Origin of the sequence: Candidatus Burkholderia verschuerenii, from assembly GCF_001189365.1 — a bacterium.
Classification (GTDB): Bacteria; Pseudomonadota; Gammaproteobacteria; order Burkholderiales; family Burkholderiaceae; genus Caballeronia; species Caballeronia verschuerenii.
On the sequence record NZ_LFJJ01000146.1, the window covers coordinates 1 to 14,726 of the forward strand.

At 62.1% G+C, this 14,726-nt stretch carries 11 protein-coding genes and 1 tRNA gene; 2 read left to right on the forward strand and 10 right to left on the reverse strand.

Translation table 11 applies throughout. From position 1 onward, the window contains the following. Positions 1 to 600: 600 nt before the first annotated feature. The 5 genes from BVER_RS20830 to BVER_RS20850 all read right to left on the reverse strand — a co-directional run bounded on the left by BVER_RS20830 (position 601) and on the right by BVER_RS20850 (position 7,130). A tRNA-Ile gene (locus tag BVER_RS20830) sits at positions 601 to 677 on the reverse strand. A 130-nt stretch (positions 678 to 807) separates the two neighbouring features. Beyond that, positions 808 to 2,874, reverse strand: coding sequence for an RNA polymerase sigma factor RpoD (gene rpoD / locus BVER_RS20835; protein ID WP_083452283.1), 2,067 nt, complete (start codon positions 2,872 to 2,874; stop codon positions 808 to 810). A gap of 451 nt (positions 2,875 to 3,325) precedes the next feature. Continuing rightward, on the reverse strand, positions 3,326 to 5,212 hold the full coding sequence (gene dnaG, locus BVER_RS20840) for a DNA primase (protein ID WP_050454910.1): 1,887 nt from the start codon (positions 5,210 to 5,212) through the stop codon (positions 3,326 to 3,328). A gap of 20 nt (positions 5,213 to 5,232) precedes the next feature. Beyond that, positions 5,233 to 5,667, reverse strand: a complete 435-nt coding sequence (locus BVER_RS20845; RefSeq protein ID WP_050454911.1) for a GatB/YqeY domain-containing protein — start codon at positions 5,665 to 5,667, stop codon at positions 5,233 to 5,235. 251 nt (positions 5,668 to 5,918) lie between these two features. Beyond that, complete coding sequence (locus tag BVER_RS20850) at positions 5,919 to 7,130, reverse strand: BaiN/RdsA family NAD(P)/FAD-dependent oxidoreductase (protein WP_050454920.1); 1,212 nt, start codon at positions 7,128 to 7,130, stop codon at positions 5,919 to 5,921. A gap of 86 nt (positions 7,131 to 7,216) precedes the next feature. Here BVER_RS20850 and tsaD point away from each other — a divergent pair, with 86 nt between their 5' ends. After that, positions 7,217 to 8,245: a tRNA (adenosine(37)-N6)-threonylcarbamoyltransferase complex transferase subunit TsaD gene (gene tsaD, locus BVER_RS20855; RefSeq protein ID WP_050454912.1), complete on the forward strand. Its 1,029-nt coding sequence runs from the start codon at positions 7,217 to 7,219 to the stop codon at positions 8,243 to 8,245. A gap of 1 nt (position 8,246) precedes the next feature. Here tsaD and BVER_RS20860 read toward each other — a convergent pair whose 3' ends face one another. The 5 genes from BVER_RS20860 to BVER_RS20880 form a co-directional block, all read right to left on the reverse strand. Continuing rightward, positions 8,247 to 8,873, reverse strand: coding sequence for a glutathione S-transferase family protein (locus tag BVER_RS20860; protein WP_050454913.1), 627 nt, complete (start codon positions 8,871 to 8,873; stop codon positions 8,247 to 8,249). Positions 8,874 to 8,901: 28 nt separating this feature from the next. Beyond that, entirely contained in the window at positions 8,902 to 9,708 is an 807-nt protein-coding gene (gene folE2, locus BVER_RS20865; protein WP_050454914.1) for a GTP cyclohydrolase FolE2, read from the reverse strand. 169 nt (positions 9,709 to 9,877) lie between these two features. Beyond that, complete coding sequence (gene dxs / locus BVER_RS20870) at positions 9,878 to 11,794, reverse strand: 1-deoxy-D-xylulose-5-phosphate synthase (RefSeq protein ID WP_050454915.1); 1,917 nt, start codon at positions 11,792 to 11,794, stop codon at positions 9,878 to 9,880. Positions 11,795 to 11,882: 88 nt separating this feature from the next. Beyond that, positions 11,883 to 12,770, reverse strand: a complete 888-nt coding sequence (locus BVER_RS20875) for a polyprenyl synthetase family protein (protein WP_050454916.1) — start codon at positions 12,768 to 12,770, stop codon at positions 11,883 to 11,885. Next, positions 12,767 to 13,099, reverse strand: a complete 333-nt coding sequence (locus BVER_RS20880; RefSeq protein ID WP_050454917.1) for an exodeoxyribonuclease VII small subunit — start codon at positions 13,097 to 13,099, stop codon at positions 12,767 to 12,769. The genes BVER_RS20875 and BVER_RS20880 overlap by 4 nt, the downstream gene beginning before the upstream one ends. A gap of 344 nt (positions 13,100 to 13,443) precedes the next feature. Here BVER_RS20880 and BVER_RS20885 point away from each other — a divergent pair, with 344 nt between their 5' ends. Next, positions 13,444 to 14,550, forward strand: coding sequence for an aromatic ring-hydroxylating oxygenase subunit alpha (locus tag BVER_RS20885; protein ID WP_050454918.1), 1,107 nt, complete (start codon positions 13,444 to 13,446; stop codon positions 14,548 to 14,550). Positions 14,551 to 14,726: the final 176 nt, after the last annotated feature.

Below are 14,726 nucleotides of genomic sequence, written 5' to 3' on the forward strand. Positions count from 1 at the left end.
GGCGAAGTTCCAAACTCCCAGGAAACCATTCAGATCAATATTGCTTCTGGGAGTTCTGGGAAACACGATCTTCCGGCGGCCCCTTGCCACCCTTGACTTCGACTAATTCTGAAGGGCCGACTACGTACGGCCAAACCACCAGTTCAGCGCACCAGCGACTGTTTCGTTTGAAAGAGCGCATCCCGGCTCGATACGAAGACGTCTCGGGGGCAGATTTGTCGGCAAAGGTTATGCAAACAGAGTCCCAAGCGTTGCTGGCATTGCCTGCGCCAGCCGTCGGATGACGTTCAAAGTCAGGCATGACCGGCGGGTGAGGTAACTTATGCGGGAAATTCGGCGATTGAAGGACCGATTAACGATTCGCCGATCTGCGCCTTCAGCTAAAACGCGCTTGTAGGACATCGACCCACTAGGTCCGGCAGAAGTTGAACTAAACAGACCGCAAAACCCTTGAAAGCCCCGCCAGTCAAGGCTGCGGCCTATTAGCCCCTAGTGGGTCACAGTACCCACATGGTCCCGACGAGTGTCCCCGAACTGTCCCCGAAAGCCTAGAGCCAGGGACAGTACAACGACAAGTGTTTGATTTTAAAAGGAATAACCTGGTGGGCCGGGTGGGATTCGAACCCACTATCGGTCGATTATGAGTCGACAGCTTATACCAATTAAGCTTCCGGCCCTTTAAAAGCGAGAGGGCAAAAAGAAAGCGCCGTGGCGGCGCTTTCCGTTACTTCAGAACAATGCGCGATGCATGGAAGGGTAGCGAGTGTGCCTCACAACGCCTCTCAAAACAAGTCCCGGACAGCCGAATCAATTCCCCTCGAGGAACGACTTGAGCTTGTCCGACCGGCTCGGATGCCGCAACTTGCGCAACGCCTTGGCTTCGATCTGCCGAATCCGCTCGCGGGTCACGTCGAATTGCTTGCCGACTTCCTCGAGCGTGTGATCCGTGCTCATTTCGATACCGAAGCGCATCCGCAGCACCTTCGCTTCGCGCGGCGTCAGCGAATCGAGCACGTCCTTCACGACATCGCGCATCGAGGCATGCAACGCGGCGTCGGACGGCGCCACCGTGTTCGTATCCTCGATGAAATCGCCCAGATGCGAATCGTCGTCGTCGCCGATCGGCGTTTCCATGGAGATCGGCTCCTTCGCGATCTTCATGATCTTGCGGATCTTGTCCTCGGGCATTTCCATCTTCTCGGCCAAAGTTGCCGGATCCGGCTCGAGACCGGTTTCCTGCAGAATCTGCCGCGAAATACGGTTCATCTTGTTGATCGTCTCGATCATATGAACCGGAATCCGGATGGTACGCGCCTGGTCCGCGATCGACCGCGTGATGGCCTGACGGATCCACCACGTCGCATACGTCGAAAACTTGTAGCCGCGACGATATTCGAACTTGTCGACCGCCTTCATCAGGCCGATGTTGCCTTCCTGAATCAGATCGAGGAACTGCAAGCCGCGATTGGTGTACTTCTTCGCGATCGAAATCACCAGACGCAGATTCGCCTCGGTCATCTCGCGCTTGGCCTGACGCGCCTTCAGTTCGCCCGCCGCCATCTGCCGGTTGGTTTCCTTCAGGTCCTTCAGCGGCAACACGACGCGCGCCTGCAAGTCCAGCAGACGCTGCTGCTGCTCGCGGATCGCCGGAATATTGCGCTCGAGCACGGCGCTGTATTCGTGACCTTCGCCGACGACCTTGTCCGACCACTCGAGATCCGTCTCGCAACCCGGAAAACGCGCGATGAACTCGGCGCGCGGCATGCCGCACTTGTCGACGACGGTATGCAAAATCTGACGCTCGACCTGACGCACTTCGTCCACCTGCGCGCGCAGCGTGTCGCACAGACGCTCGACGGTACGCGCCGTGAAGCGGATGTTCATCAGCTCGGTCTGAATGGCTTCCTGCGCCTTCAGATACGCCTTCGACTTGTAGCCTTCCTTCTCGTAGGCGCGGCGCATCTTGTCGAACCACTCGCTGATCAACGCGAATTTCTCGAGCGACTGGAGCTTGAGGGCTTCGAGTTGCGCGGCGTTCGCGCTCGCCTGCGCGCTGCCATCGTCCTCTTCTTCCTCTTCCTCGTCGTTCTCTTCGTCGGATTCCTCATCCTCCGATTCGATCGCTTCGGCTTCCTGTTCCGAGAAACCGTCGGTGTCTTCGGCGTTCGGATCGATCAGGCCATCGACGAGTTCGTCGACGCGCGTCTCGTCGTTCTGCACGCGCTCGGCCATCCCGAGAATATCGGCGATGGTCGTCGGGCACGCGGAGATCGCCATGACCATGTGTTTCAGGCCGTCTTCGATACGCTTGGCGATTTCGATTTCACCTTCGCGCGTCAGCAGTTCGACCGTGCCCATCTCGCGCATGTACATGCGGACCGGGTCGGTCGTGCGACCGAATTCGGAATCGACGGTGGAGAGCGCGACTTCGGCTTCTTCCTCGACTTCATCGTCGGAGGATGCGTTCGGCGCGTTGTCGTTCAGCAGCAGCGTTTCGGCATCGGGCGCTTGCTCGTACACCGCCACGCCCATGTCGTTGAACGTGCTGATGATGCCTTCGATCGCCTCGGTTTCCGTGAAGTTGTCCGGAAGGTGATCGTTGATCTCGCCGTACGTGAGGAAGCCGCGTTCCTTGCCGAGCTTGATGAGCGCGCGCAGCTTGCCGCGCCGCTCTTCGAGTTCCTCGACGGTACCGGGCGCGCTCGACGAGAACGCGTCCTTCAGGAGCGCCTTTTCCTTCGCGCGGCGATCGCGAGCCCTGACTTTCTCGACCTTCGCCGCAGGAGCGGCGGCAGCGGCCGTGGACTCACCGTTTTGCGTTGCGTCGTCTTCGACGGGTACATCGCTAAGCTTTTTCGTCATGGAGTTCGCCATACAGGCTTTAGTCTCGACTCGCGGCTGCTGGACAACAGCCGAATGAACCGTGAATACCAAATCGCGCACGCTGCTTCGTCCTGCGTGCCCTGCCCGGGGCGCCATATCGAACCCGCTCGAACCGCATCGCCGCGATCCGCGCCCTTGTCCTCTATGGCAGCCGCTTCCCTTGCGCCCGTCTGTTCGTCGGCGTGCTTTTCTGTCTGTTATCTGTCCGGTACATGACACACTTCGTGTCCGACCGGCCAGCCGATCCAGCCAGCGCCCTGCTTTCGTACTTCTCCATCTTTCAGGTCATCGCGTCCTGCCACTTGCCCCCGCCATGACCGTCCAACTCGCCAACCGCCCGCGAACTTCCTCCTTATCGCCCTACTTTTCTCAAAAAAGAGACGCTCGAAGCCGCAAAAAGTTGACAAAAAGCAATCAGTATTGAACTAGAAATTATAGCATTTCATCGCATGGCATCCTGGCTCGCCGCCCGGCCCGCCTTGATCTGCGCGACCTTGGTCGACAGATCGGAAAACTCCGCCACTTCTTCCGGCGACAGGCTCGACTGGCGCGCCAGTTGATCGAGCCGCGCGCGATAGCTGTCATGACGCAGCTTTACCACCGTCGCCTGCAATTCCTCGGCGAGCAGACGCTTCTGTTCGTCGACGCGCTCCGCCGCGCCCTCGTCCGATGGATCGCGCATCAGCAAATCTCGCACGTTTTCATCATAGGCGAGAATTTCCTGAAATATGTCCTCGTATGTGGGCGCATTTGCTGCGTTTCTCAAGATATCGGACAGCATCTGGAATTCGGCGGCGTTGCCCAGCGCGCGCGCATGTCCGATGACCTCGCTGAACAGCTCGCCGTGCTCGGTCATCGTCACGAGCGTGCGCTCGCTTTCCTGATCGAGCGACACGCCGATACCCGGATACATCACCAGATTGCGCAGTGCCCGCTGCTCCTGGCCGATGACACGCCGCCGCTCGCTTTTCGGCACCGTCGCGCGCGCAATGGCCGCCGCGCGCGAATCGATATCGCACAGCGCCGCGATTTCCGTGAACGGCGTATGCAGCCGGTCAGCGAGCATATGCAGAATCTGGACGCGCAGCGCGTTCGCGGGCAAAGCCTGCAGCAGCGGTTTGGCATCGAACAAGGCTTTCGCGCGGCCTTCGGGCTGATCAAGCTCCTTGTCGTTCAGCACTTCGTTGAGCAGGAATTGCGACAGCGGCATGGCGCGATCGACCTGTTCGCCGAAGCCATCCGTGCCGAACTCGCGGATGTAACTATCCGGATCGTGCTCTTTCGGCAGGAATAGAAACTTCACCGCGCGGTTGTCGGCGGCATGCGGCAGCGCTGCTTCGAGCGCCCGGCGCGCAGCGCGGCGGCCGGCCGAATCGCCGTCGAAGCTGAACACCACGGTATCTGTCTGACGAAAGAGCTTTTGCACGTGGATCGGCGTGCAGGCCGTGCCGAGGGTCGCAACCGCATTGGCGAAACCGAGCTGCGCGAGCGCGACGACATCCATGTAGCCTTCGACGACCAGCGCGTAGCCCAGTTCGCGAATCGCAAGACGCGCCTCGAAAAGGCCGTATAACTCGCTGCCTTTGCTAAAGAGCGGCGTTTCCGGAGAATTCAGATACTTCGGCTCGCCGCTGTCGAGCACGCGTCCACCGAAGCCGATCACATTGCCCTTCACGTTGCGGATCGGGAACATCACGCGCTCGCGGAAGCGGTCGTAGCGACGCGACTGACCTTGCGCATCGGTTTTTTCGCTGACGATCACGAGTCCCGATTCGACGAGATTCTCATGGCGATAGTCCGGAAACGCCGATTCGAGGTTCTGCCAGCCATCCGGCGCGTAACCCAGCCCGAAGCGCTGGGCGATTTCGCCCGTTAGGCCGCGCTTTTTCAGATACGCGATGGCGTTCGGCGCGCCGCGCAATTGCTTGCGGTAGAAGTCGCTCGCCGTCTGCATGACGTCGGTGAGCGCGACGCTGACGGCCTTGCTCGGCGCGCTTTCCATCCCGCCGCCCGCGCCGCCGCGAAAGTTCGGCGACGGCTCCTGCGGCACGGTCAGCCCCGCGCCCTGCGCGAGATCCTGCACCGCCTCGGGAAACGTCAGCCCGGTGTGCTCCATGAGAAAGCCGATGGCCGTGCCGTGCGCGCCGCAGCCGAAGCAGTGATAGAACTGCTTCGTCGGACTGACCGTAAACGACGGGCTCTTCTCGTTGTGAAACGGGCACAGGCCCATGAAATTCGCGCCGCCCTTTTTCAACTGGACGTAGCGGCCCACCACGTCGACGATATCGACGCGGTTGAGCAGATCTTGCAGAAATGCGTGCGGGATCACCGATCAGCGTGCCGCGAAAATTACTTGGACAGCGCGGCTTTCACCAGCGCCGACACGGCGGTCATATCCGCCTTGCCCGCAAGTTTCGGCTTCAGCACGCCCATGTCCTGCGGACCGGCCGCGCCCGTCGCGGCGACGGCGGCCTGGACTTCGGCGGCGATCGCATCGGCGGAAAGCTGTTCGGGCATGTAGCCCGACAAAATCGTGAGTTCCGCCTGCTCCTTCTCGACCAGATCGTCACGGCCGGCGGCCTGGAACTGGCTGATCGAATCCTTGCGCTGCTTGATCATCTTGTCGACGACGGCGGTGATGGCCGCATCGTCGAGCGTGATGCGATCGTCGACTTCGCGCTGCTTGATTGCCGCGAGCAGCAGGCGAATCGTGCCGAGGCGCTCGGTTTCGCGCGCGCGCATGGCAGTCTTCATGTCGTCGTTGATCTGATCCTTGAGGCTCATCGTTCACCCGGTGCAATTACGAAAGTTGAATTCCGGCTGGTGATTCCCCGAGGCGCCGCGAATGCAAAATCCCGCTTGGGAAGGCTGCCTCAAGCGGGACTTCTGCGGGACTTCGAACTGGGCTTCGGGAAACCGGCGATGCGTGCCGCCGTGACGCCAGCCAAAAGCGGAGGAAACCTCCGCATGACCGTCTGAGTATAGCAAACGGGTTCGCATTTCGAGATCGGGGGAACGCCGGTTTGCGCGGGTCGTCAGGCGTACGCGAATTCGGCCGCCGCACGGCCCGCCGCGACGCCCGATGCCCACGCCCACTGGAAGTTGTAGCCGCCGAGCCAGCCCGTCACATCGACCGCTTCGCCGACGAAATACAGGCCCGCGACGCGCTCGCTCATCATCGTGTTCGACGATAGTTCGCGCGTGTCGACGCCGCCGCGCGTGACTTCCGCCTTGCGGTAGCCTTCGGTGCCGCTGGGCATGAGCGTCCAGTTCGACAGCGACGCGCCAAGCGCCTTCAGCGCGCGATCCGGCAAATCGGCGAGACGGGCATCGACGGAAACGTGCTGTGCTTCGAGCCAGGCATGCGCGAGGCGCGCGGGCACATGTTCCGCCAGAAAATTGCCGATCTGCTTTTTCGAGCCGGCTTTGGCGTCGAGCAGCAATTCGGTGGCGTCGGCATCGGGCAGCAAATCGATGCCGATCGGCTCCGACGTGTTCCAAAAACTCGAAATCTGCAGCACGCCAGGCCCGGAGACGCCGCGATGCGTCAGCAGCAAATCCTCATCGAATTCGCCGCGCGTCTTGTCCTTGCCCGTGCCGATCCGCACCGGCAGGGACAATCCCGACAACGCCGCGAACGGCGCCCAATCGGCGGACGTGAAGGTGAGCGGCACGAGCGCCGGACGCGTATCGATCAGCTTATGGCCGAACTGCTTGGCGACGCGATAGCCGAAATCCGTCGCGCCGATCTTCGGAATCGACAGGCCGCCGGTCGCGATCACGAGCGCTTTCGCGTCGATCGCGCCGGCGTTGGTATCGAGCGAAAAGCGCGCACCATCGTGACGAATCTCGTGCACGGCGACCGAACGCCGCCACGTCACGCGACCGGCATCGCACTCGCTTTTGAGCACGTCGATGATGGTTTCGCTCGAATCGTCGCAGAAAAGCTGGCCTTTGTGCTTCTCGTGCCACTTCACGCGATATTGTTTGAGCAGCGCGAGAAAATCGCGCGGCGTATAGCGTGCAAGCGCCGAGCGGCAAAAATGCGGATTCGCCGACAGAAAATTCGCCGGTTGCGCGTTGAGATTGGTGAAGTTGCAGCGTCCGCCGCCCGAGATGCGGATTTTTTCGGCGAGACGTTCGGCGTGGTCGATGAGCACGACGCGTCGCCCGGACTGCGCGGCGACGCTCGCGCACATCATGCCCGCCGCGCCCGCGCCGATGACAGCGATATCGAAGGATTCCATGCCGCGCATTTTACCCGTGCCGAGGCCGCGCAAAACGCCGCGATGCCACCGCTGCTATACTTTTCTGTTACCACGCGTCATTTCCCATGCTAGTTCTCGGCATCGAAAGCTCCTGCGACGAAACCGGCCTCGCGCTGTACGACAGCGAGCGCGGCCTGCTTTCGCACGCTCTTCATTCGCAGATCGCGATGCATCGCGAATACGGCGGCGTCGTGCCCGAACTGGCTTCGCGCGATCACATCCGGCGCGCGTTGCCGCTGCTCGAGCAGGTCATGGACGAAGCGAAAGTCGCGCGCGCGGATATCGACGCCATCGCGTTCACGCAGGGTCCGGGGCTGGCGGGCGCGCTGCTGGTCGGCGCGAGCATCGCCAATTCGCTTGCGATAGCGTGGGACAAACCGACCGTCGGCATCCATCATCTCGAAGGGCATTTGCTGTCGCCGCTGCTGGTCGATGCACCGCCGCCGTTTCCGTTCGTCGCGCTGCTCGTGTCGGGCGGACACACGCAATTGATGAGCGTGAAGGACGTCGGCCTCTACGAAATTCTCGGCGAAACGCTCGACGACGCCGCCGGCGAAGCCTTCGACAAGACCGCGAAACTGCTCGGCCTCGGTTATCCGGGCGGCCAGGAAGTGTCGCGGCTGGCGGAATTCGGCACGCCGGGCGCGGTGTCGCTGCCGCGTCCGATGCTCCATTCGGGCGATCTCGATTTCAGTTTCAGCGGCCTGAAGACGGCCGTGCTGACGCAAAGCCGCAAGCTCGGCGCGAACATCTGCGAGCAGGCGAAGGCCGATCTCGCGCGCGGTTTCGTCGATGCAGCGGTCGACGTGCTGGTCGCCAAATCGCTGGCTGCTTTGAAGAAAACGGGCCTGAAACGGCTGGTGGTGGCGGGCGGCGTGGGCGCCAATCGGCAGTTGCGCGAGGCGCTGACGGCGGCGGCGAAAAAGCGTCGCTTCGAAGTGCACTATCCCGATTTGTCGCTCTGCACCGACAACGGCGCGATGATCGCGCTCGCCGGTGCATTGCGGCTCGCGCGCTGGCCCGATCAGGCCGCGCGCGATTACGCGTTCACGGTGAAGCCGCGCTGGGATCTGACGTCGCTTGCTCGCGCCTAATTTATTGCGGCGGAATGAAGGGCTGCACGATCTTCTGAAAGACCAGCAGCGCTTCGCAGCGGTCGGCGTGCGCGGCGAGCGTCGGCCATCGCGCGGCATTGAAGATCGCCGGATGCGCTTCGCGCGTGAAGCGCAGCGCGCACGTCACCGCGATATCCGCGTGGCCGATGGCATCGCCGAACCAGTACGGCGTTGCGCGCGAGGCGCGATCGGCCTCCAGCACGTCGAGCACGCGGCCGACCTGCTTCGAGCAGCGCTCGATCCACATCTCCGATTTCTGCTCGTGCAGCACGCGCTCGTAGACGAGCGCGACGGCCTTGTCCGCGAGGCCGGTCGCCAGCGCACAGACTTTCAGTGCTTGCCGGCGCGCTGCTCCGCTGGATGCGATCATCGCGCGCTCGTCGCCTGCTTCTTCGTCGAGATAATCGAGGATCGTCATGCTCTCGATCAGCACTTCGCCCGAGTCGAGCACGAGCGTCGGCACGCGCGATAGCGGATTGAACTCGGCGATCTTGTCGGCATCGCCGAACGTCGACCACGGACGATGCTCGTATTCGAAGCCGTACAGATTCAGCGCGATGGCGACGCGTCTAACGAACGGGGAATCGTATTGGCCGATGAGGATCACGAGGGGCTCCGGTTAGCCAAACAACGATTTACGACTGAACGCGCTTATCCCGCTCAATCACCGCATACGCGCTGTGATTGTGAATCGACTCGAAGTTCTCCGCCTCCAGCACATACGCGACGATGCGCTCATCCGCGTTCAAACGCGTGGCGACATCGCGCACGAGGTCTTCGACGAACTTCGGGTTTTCATACGCGCGCTCGGTCACGAATTTCTCGTCGGGCCGCTTGAGCAAGCCCCACAGTTCGCACGACGCCTCTTCTTCGGCGATACGAATCAGTTCTTCCACCGCGACATCGCCCGCTAGCTCGGCGCTGATCGTCACGTGCGAGCGCTGATTGTGCGCGCCGTACTGCGAAATCTTCTTCGAGCACGGGCACAGGCTCGTCACGGGCACGAGCACTTTCATCGACAGACGCGTTTCGCCGTCGCGCTGTTCCGCGATGAACGTCGCTTCGTAATCCAGCAAACTCTGCACGCCCGATACCGGCGCGGTCTTCATCACGAAGTACGGCAATGTCACTTCGATACGGCCCGAATGCGCTTCGAGCTTGGTCAGCATCGACGCGAGCAGCGCGCGCAGCGCGGCCTGATCGAGCGGCTCGCGATTCTCTTCGAGTAGCGCGACGAAGCGCGACATATGCGTGCCCTTCTGATCGGCGGGCAGATGCACATCGAGATTCCATACGCCGACGCTCGGCTGCACGCCGGCAGGCGTACGCACCGTCAACGGATGCCGCACGCCCTTTACGCCGACGCGCTGAATCGCGATCTGGCGCGTGTCGGGCGTGCTTTGAACATCGGGCATCACGAAGGCGGGATTCATCTGGTTCATTTGGTTTTGTCCTTATGCACCGCGCGCATTTGCTATGCAGAATCGCACGCGTTTCGAATCGTTGAAGCGCACACGGCGCGGGACCATGCCCGCGCCGTGTGCTGAAACGTCAAACTGAAATGCGTTGATGCCGGCGCACCCCGAGCGCGCCGTTTGATGCCTGGCTTCCTCAGGCGACGCGCTTGGTCAGCTTGCCTGCGTTGGCGCTGTCCACTGCGTCGATAAAGCGCCTGCGGATCGACTGCGCAATACCCTTCGCGTCCAGGCCGACGCTCGCCAGCAGCTTCGCCGGATCGCCATGATCGATGAACGTATCCGGCAAGCCCAGTTGCAGCACCGGTTTGATGACGCCGCTCGCCAGCAGCGCTTCGACGCAGGCCGAACCCGCGCCGCCCATGATCGTGCCTTCTTCGATGGTGACGATCGCGTCGTGCGTCGCGGCGAGTTCGCGCAGCAGATCGGCATCGACCGGCTTCACGAAGCGCATGTTGGCCACCGTCAGATCGAGCTCTTCAGCCGCGACGAGCGACGGCGCGACCATCGTGCCGAACGCGCAGATCGCGATGCGCTTGCCGGAGCCCATCTTCTGCGACGACTCGCGGCGCATTTCGCCCTTGCCGAGCGGAATGGTCGTGAATTGCTTGACCGTCGCCACGCCCGTACCCGCGCCGCGCGGATAACGCACGGCCGACGGATTCGGCTGCTGAAGCGCCGTATGCAGCATCTGACGGCATTCGTTTTCGTCCGATGCGGCCATCACCGTCATGTTCGGGATGCAGCGCAGGAACGCGAGATCGTAATTGCCCGCGTGCGTCGCGCCGTCCGCGCCGACGATGCCCGCGCGATCGATCGCGAACACGACCGGCAGATTCTGCAGGGCGACGTCGTGAATCAACTGGTCGTACGCGCGTTGCAGGAAGGTCGAATAGATCGCGACGACCGGCTTCATGCCGTCGGCCGCGAGACCGCCCGCGAACGTCACCGCGTGCTGTTCCGCGATACCGACGTCGAAGTAACGCTCCGGGAAACGCTTTTCGAATTCGACCATGCCCGAGCCTTCGCGCATTGCCGGCGTGATGCCGACGACGCGCGAATCCTGAGCCGCCGCATCGCACAGCCATTCGCCGAACACTTGCGTGTAGGTCTTCTTCGAAGGCGTCGTCGCGGGCTTGATGCCCTCGGCCGGATTGAACTTGCCCGGACCGTGATAGAGCACCGGATCGGCTTCGGCGAGCTTGTAGCCCTGGCCTTTCTTCGTCACGACGTGCAGGAATTGCGGGCCGCGCAGTTCCTTGATGTTCTGCAGCGTCGGCACGAGCGAGTCGAGATCGTGGCCGTCGATCGGCCCGATGTAGTTGAAGCCGAACTCTTCGAACAGCGTGGCCGGCACGATCATGCCCTTCGCGTGCTCTTCGAGCTTGCGGGCAAGATCCAGCATCGGCGGCGCGGCGCGCAGCACGCGTTCGACGCCCGCGCGCGCGGCGGCGTAGAAGCGGCCCGACATCAGACGCGCGAGATGGCGATTCAGCGCGCCGACCGGCGGCGAAATCGACATGTCGTTGTCGTTGAGGATCACGAGCAGCGGCAGGTCGTCGGCGACGCCCGCGTTGTTCATCGCCTCGAAGGCCATGCCGGCGGTCATCGCGCCGTCGCCGATCACGGCGATCGAATAGCGGTTGTCGCCCTGCAGCTTGTTGGCGACCGCCATGCCGAGCGCAGCGGAAATCGACGTGCTCGAATGCGCCGTGCCGAAGGTGTCGTATTCCGACTCCGCGCGGCGCGGGAAGCCCGAGATGCCGCCGAGTTGCCGGAGGCCCGGCATCTGGTCGCGTCGGCCGGTCAGAATTTTGTGCGGATAGGTCTGATGGCCGACATCCCAGACGATGCGGTCAGCAGGCGTATCGAACACATAATGCAGCGCGATGGTCAGCTCGACCGTGCCCAGATTGGACGACAGATGGCCGCCCGTCTGGGACACGCTGTCGAGCACATAGGCCCGCAGCTCGTCGGCCAGCGGTTGCAGTTGGCGGCAATCGAGGGCGCGGAGGTCGGCCGGATCGTCGATGGTTTTCAGCAAGTCGTACATCGTCGTCCCATTTTAGGAAAACTGGCGTGATTCATTCGGCGCGATCGTTTTGCATCGCACCGTGGGGTTCGTCACGCGTTCAACAAAATCAATTCACCCGGTTCACGACCAGATCGGCCAACTCGGCCAGACGCTGGCCGCGTGCACCGAACGGCGCGATAGCGGCATGCGCGTCGCGACCGAGCTGCGCCGCGAGTTCGCGCGACGCATCCAGCCCGATGATCGATACATACGTCGGCTTGTCGTTCTGCGCGTCCTTGCCCGCCGTCTTGCCGAGCGTGGCGGAGTCGGCGGTGACATCGAGGATGTCGTCGACGACCTGGAACGCGAGACCGACCGCGGCGGCGTACTGATCGAGCGCGGCCAGCGCGTCCGCGCCCGGCGTCGTGCCCGCCAGCGCGCCCATGCGCACCGACGCGCGCAGCAGCGCACCCGTCTTCTTGCGATGCATCGTTTCGAGTTCCGGACGCGTGAGCTTGCGCCCGACGCTTTCCAGATCGATCGCCTGACCGCCCGCCATGCCGACCGAGCCGCTCGCCACTGCGAGCTCGCGCACCAGCGCGGCTTGCTGGGCATCGCTCAGACCATTGCCTTCCGCCGTCAATGCAACGAAGGCCTGCGATTGCAGCGCGTCGCCGACGAGCAGTGCCGTCGCTTCGTCATATTGGATGTGTACGGTGGGCTTGCCGCGACGCAACGCGTCGTCGTCCATTGCGGGCATGTCGTCATGCACCAGCGAATACACATGAATCATTTCCAGCGCGCAGCTCGCCGCTTCGACGGCATGCGCGCTCGCGCCGGTCAGCTCGCCCGCCGCGTGACACAGCAGCGGACGCACGCGCTTGCCGCCGCCCAGCACGGCATAACGCATGGCTTCATGCAGGCGCGCCGGCGCGATATCGGTGCCCGGCAGGTAATGCTCGAGCGCGGTTTCGACGCGATCAAGCGTGGCGCGCATCCATTGTTCGAAGGTCATAGGTCGTCCCCGTTGTCGTTGGTGGCTCCCGCCCCCTGGGTCGCGCGCTGTACCTCGGCGGGCAGCGGCTTGAGCGTCTCGCCATCGAGGACGCGCACCTGCTGCTCGACTTTTTCGAGTTGCTGTTGGCAAAAGCCCACAAGCGTCGCGCCGCGACGATACGCCGCGAGCGATTCCTCCAGACTCAGCGCGCCCTCTTCCATGCGCGCTACAAGGGTCTCGAGTTCGGCCAGCGCGGCTTCGTAATTCTCAGGAAGCTGCGCGGTGTCCGCTCCTTGCGCGTTTGCGCCGGTTTCTTCACTTGTTTCCTGGGCAGCGGTCTTCGCCATGAATCGTGGATATGCAATAAGAATTTTGGAACCAAGTCGCACATTCTACGGCAAAAGCCAAATTTTCGACCCGCATCCCATGTGCATCAAAGCATGACGGAAGTTGCAGCGGGTCTTCGTTACGTCTTGTTCGCGCCGAAGTGCTGCCGGTCAGCCGCATTCGGGCCGCGTTCCCGCCGCATTCGTTTGCGCAATAAAAAGGGGAACTCTCGCGACAATTTATACCCAAATTAAGACCTTATGTACCCCAGAGATACGAAATTCGGTATAATCGTAGGCTCCCCTAAATCGAACCTTCGATGGTTGGGTTGTTCACTGCTTTCACGTCTTCATCGGGAGTGGGAATGTCCAATCTGAGCAATGCTTTGCAGCTCAAGGCTATTCATAGCCAACTGCCGGTCACGGCATACTTCGACGAAGCGCTTCTCGCGCGAGAAATCGAAACCCTTTTCAAGCAAGGTCCTCGCTATATCGGTCATGAACTCATGGTTCCCGATGCGGGCAACTATTTCGCGCTTCCGGGCGAGAAAGAAGGGCGCGTGCTCGTCCGCAATCAGCAGAACGATATCGGACTGCTGTCGAACGTCTGCCGTCACCGTCAGGCGATCATGCTGAACGGGCGCGGCAGCGCGAGCAATATCGTCTGCCCGCTGCACCGCTGGACCTACGACCTCGACGGTCAACTGCTCGGCGCGCCGCATTTCGCGGACAAGCCTTGCCTGAATCTCGGCAAGACGCCGCTGCAGAACTGGCAAGGTCTGCTGTTCGAAACGGAGGGCCGCAATATCGCGGCAGACCTCGCCCGGCTTGGCACGGCGCGTCATTTCGACTTCTCGGGCTTCATGTTCGATCACGTCGAAGTGCACGAGTGCAACTACAACTGGAAGTCCTTCGTCGAGGTCTATCTCGAGAATTACCACGTCGCGCCGTTCCATCCGGGACTCGGCAGCTTCGTGTCGTGCGACAACCTCGAATGGGAATTCGGCGACTGGTACAGCGTGCAGACCGTCGGTGTCCACAAGAATCTGGAGAAGCCGGGCAGCCCGACTTACCGCAAGTGGCACGACGAAGTCCTGCGCTTCCGCAACGGCTCGCCGCCCGAGTTCGGCGCGATCTGGATGGTGTACTACCCCGGTCTGATGATCGAGTGGTATCCGCACGTGCTGGTCGTGTCGTGGCTCATTCCGCAGGGCGTGCAGAAGACGACCAACATCGTCGAGTTCTATTATCCCGAGGAAATCGCGCTGTTCGAGCGTGAGTTCATCGAGGCGGAACGTGCGGCGTATATGGAAACCGCGCGCGAGGACGATGAAATCGCCGAGCGCATGGATGCGGGCCGTCGCGCGCTGATGTCGCGTGGCGAGAATCAGGTCGGGCCGTATCAAAGCCCGATGGAATCCGGCATGCAGCATTTCCACGAGTTCTTGCGGCATCAACTCGGGACAATCTGATCCGGTGTCTCGCCAGTATTACGAAAAGACGGGCTTTCGCGCCCGTCTTTTCTTGTGCGCCCAGCATGGGCGCACTCTTGCGGGTGCAAGTCGCGCGGCAAGTTGACCACAGCGAGCGAAGTGAAGCGCAACTGCGGAAGGGCGACCGACCGTGGAGAGGAAGCGTGGAGCGAAAC

What these genes read in the sequence shown, in the direction of transcription:
- rpoD (WP_083452283.1), bottom strand. Translation starts at nt 2,874, where the DNA reads ATGGCGAACTCCATGACGAAAAAGCTTAGCGATGTACCCGTCGAAGAC.
- BVER_RS20845 (WP_050454911.1), bottom strand. Translation starts at nt 5,667, where the DNA reads ATGAGCCTCAAGGATCAGATCAACGACGACATGAAGACTGCCATGCGC.
- BVER_RS20850 (WP_050454920.1), bottom strand. Translation starts at nt 7,130, where the DNA reads ATGGAATCCTTCGATATCGCTGTCATCGGCGCGGGCGCGGCGGGCATG.
- tsaD (WP_050454912.1), top strand. Translation starts at nt 7,217, where the DNA reads ATGCTAGTTCTCGGCATCGAAAGCTCCTGCGACGAAACCGGCCTCGCG.
- folE2 (WP_050454914.1), bottom strand. Translation starts at nt 9,708, where the DNA reads ATGAACCAGATGAATCCCGCCTTCGTGATGCCCGATGTTCAAAGCACG.
- dxs (WP_050454915.1), bottom strand. Translation starts at nt 11,794, where the DNA reads ATGTACGACTTGCTGAAAACCATCGACGATCCGGCCGACCTCCGCGCC.
- BVER_RS20875 (WP_050454916.1), bottom strand. Translation starts at nt 12,770, where the DNA reads ATGACCTTCGAACAATGGATGCGCGCCACGCTTGATCGCGTCGAAACC.
- BVER_RS20880 (WP_050454917.1), bottom strand. Translation starts at nt 13,099, where the DNA reads ATGGCGAAGACCGCTGCCCAGGAAACAAGTGAAGAAACCGGCGCAAAC.
- BVER_RS20885 (WP_050454918.1), top strand. Translation starts at nt 13,444, where the DNA reads ATGTCCAATCTGAGCAATGCTTTGCAGCTCAAGGCTATTCATAGCCAA.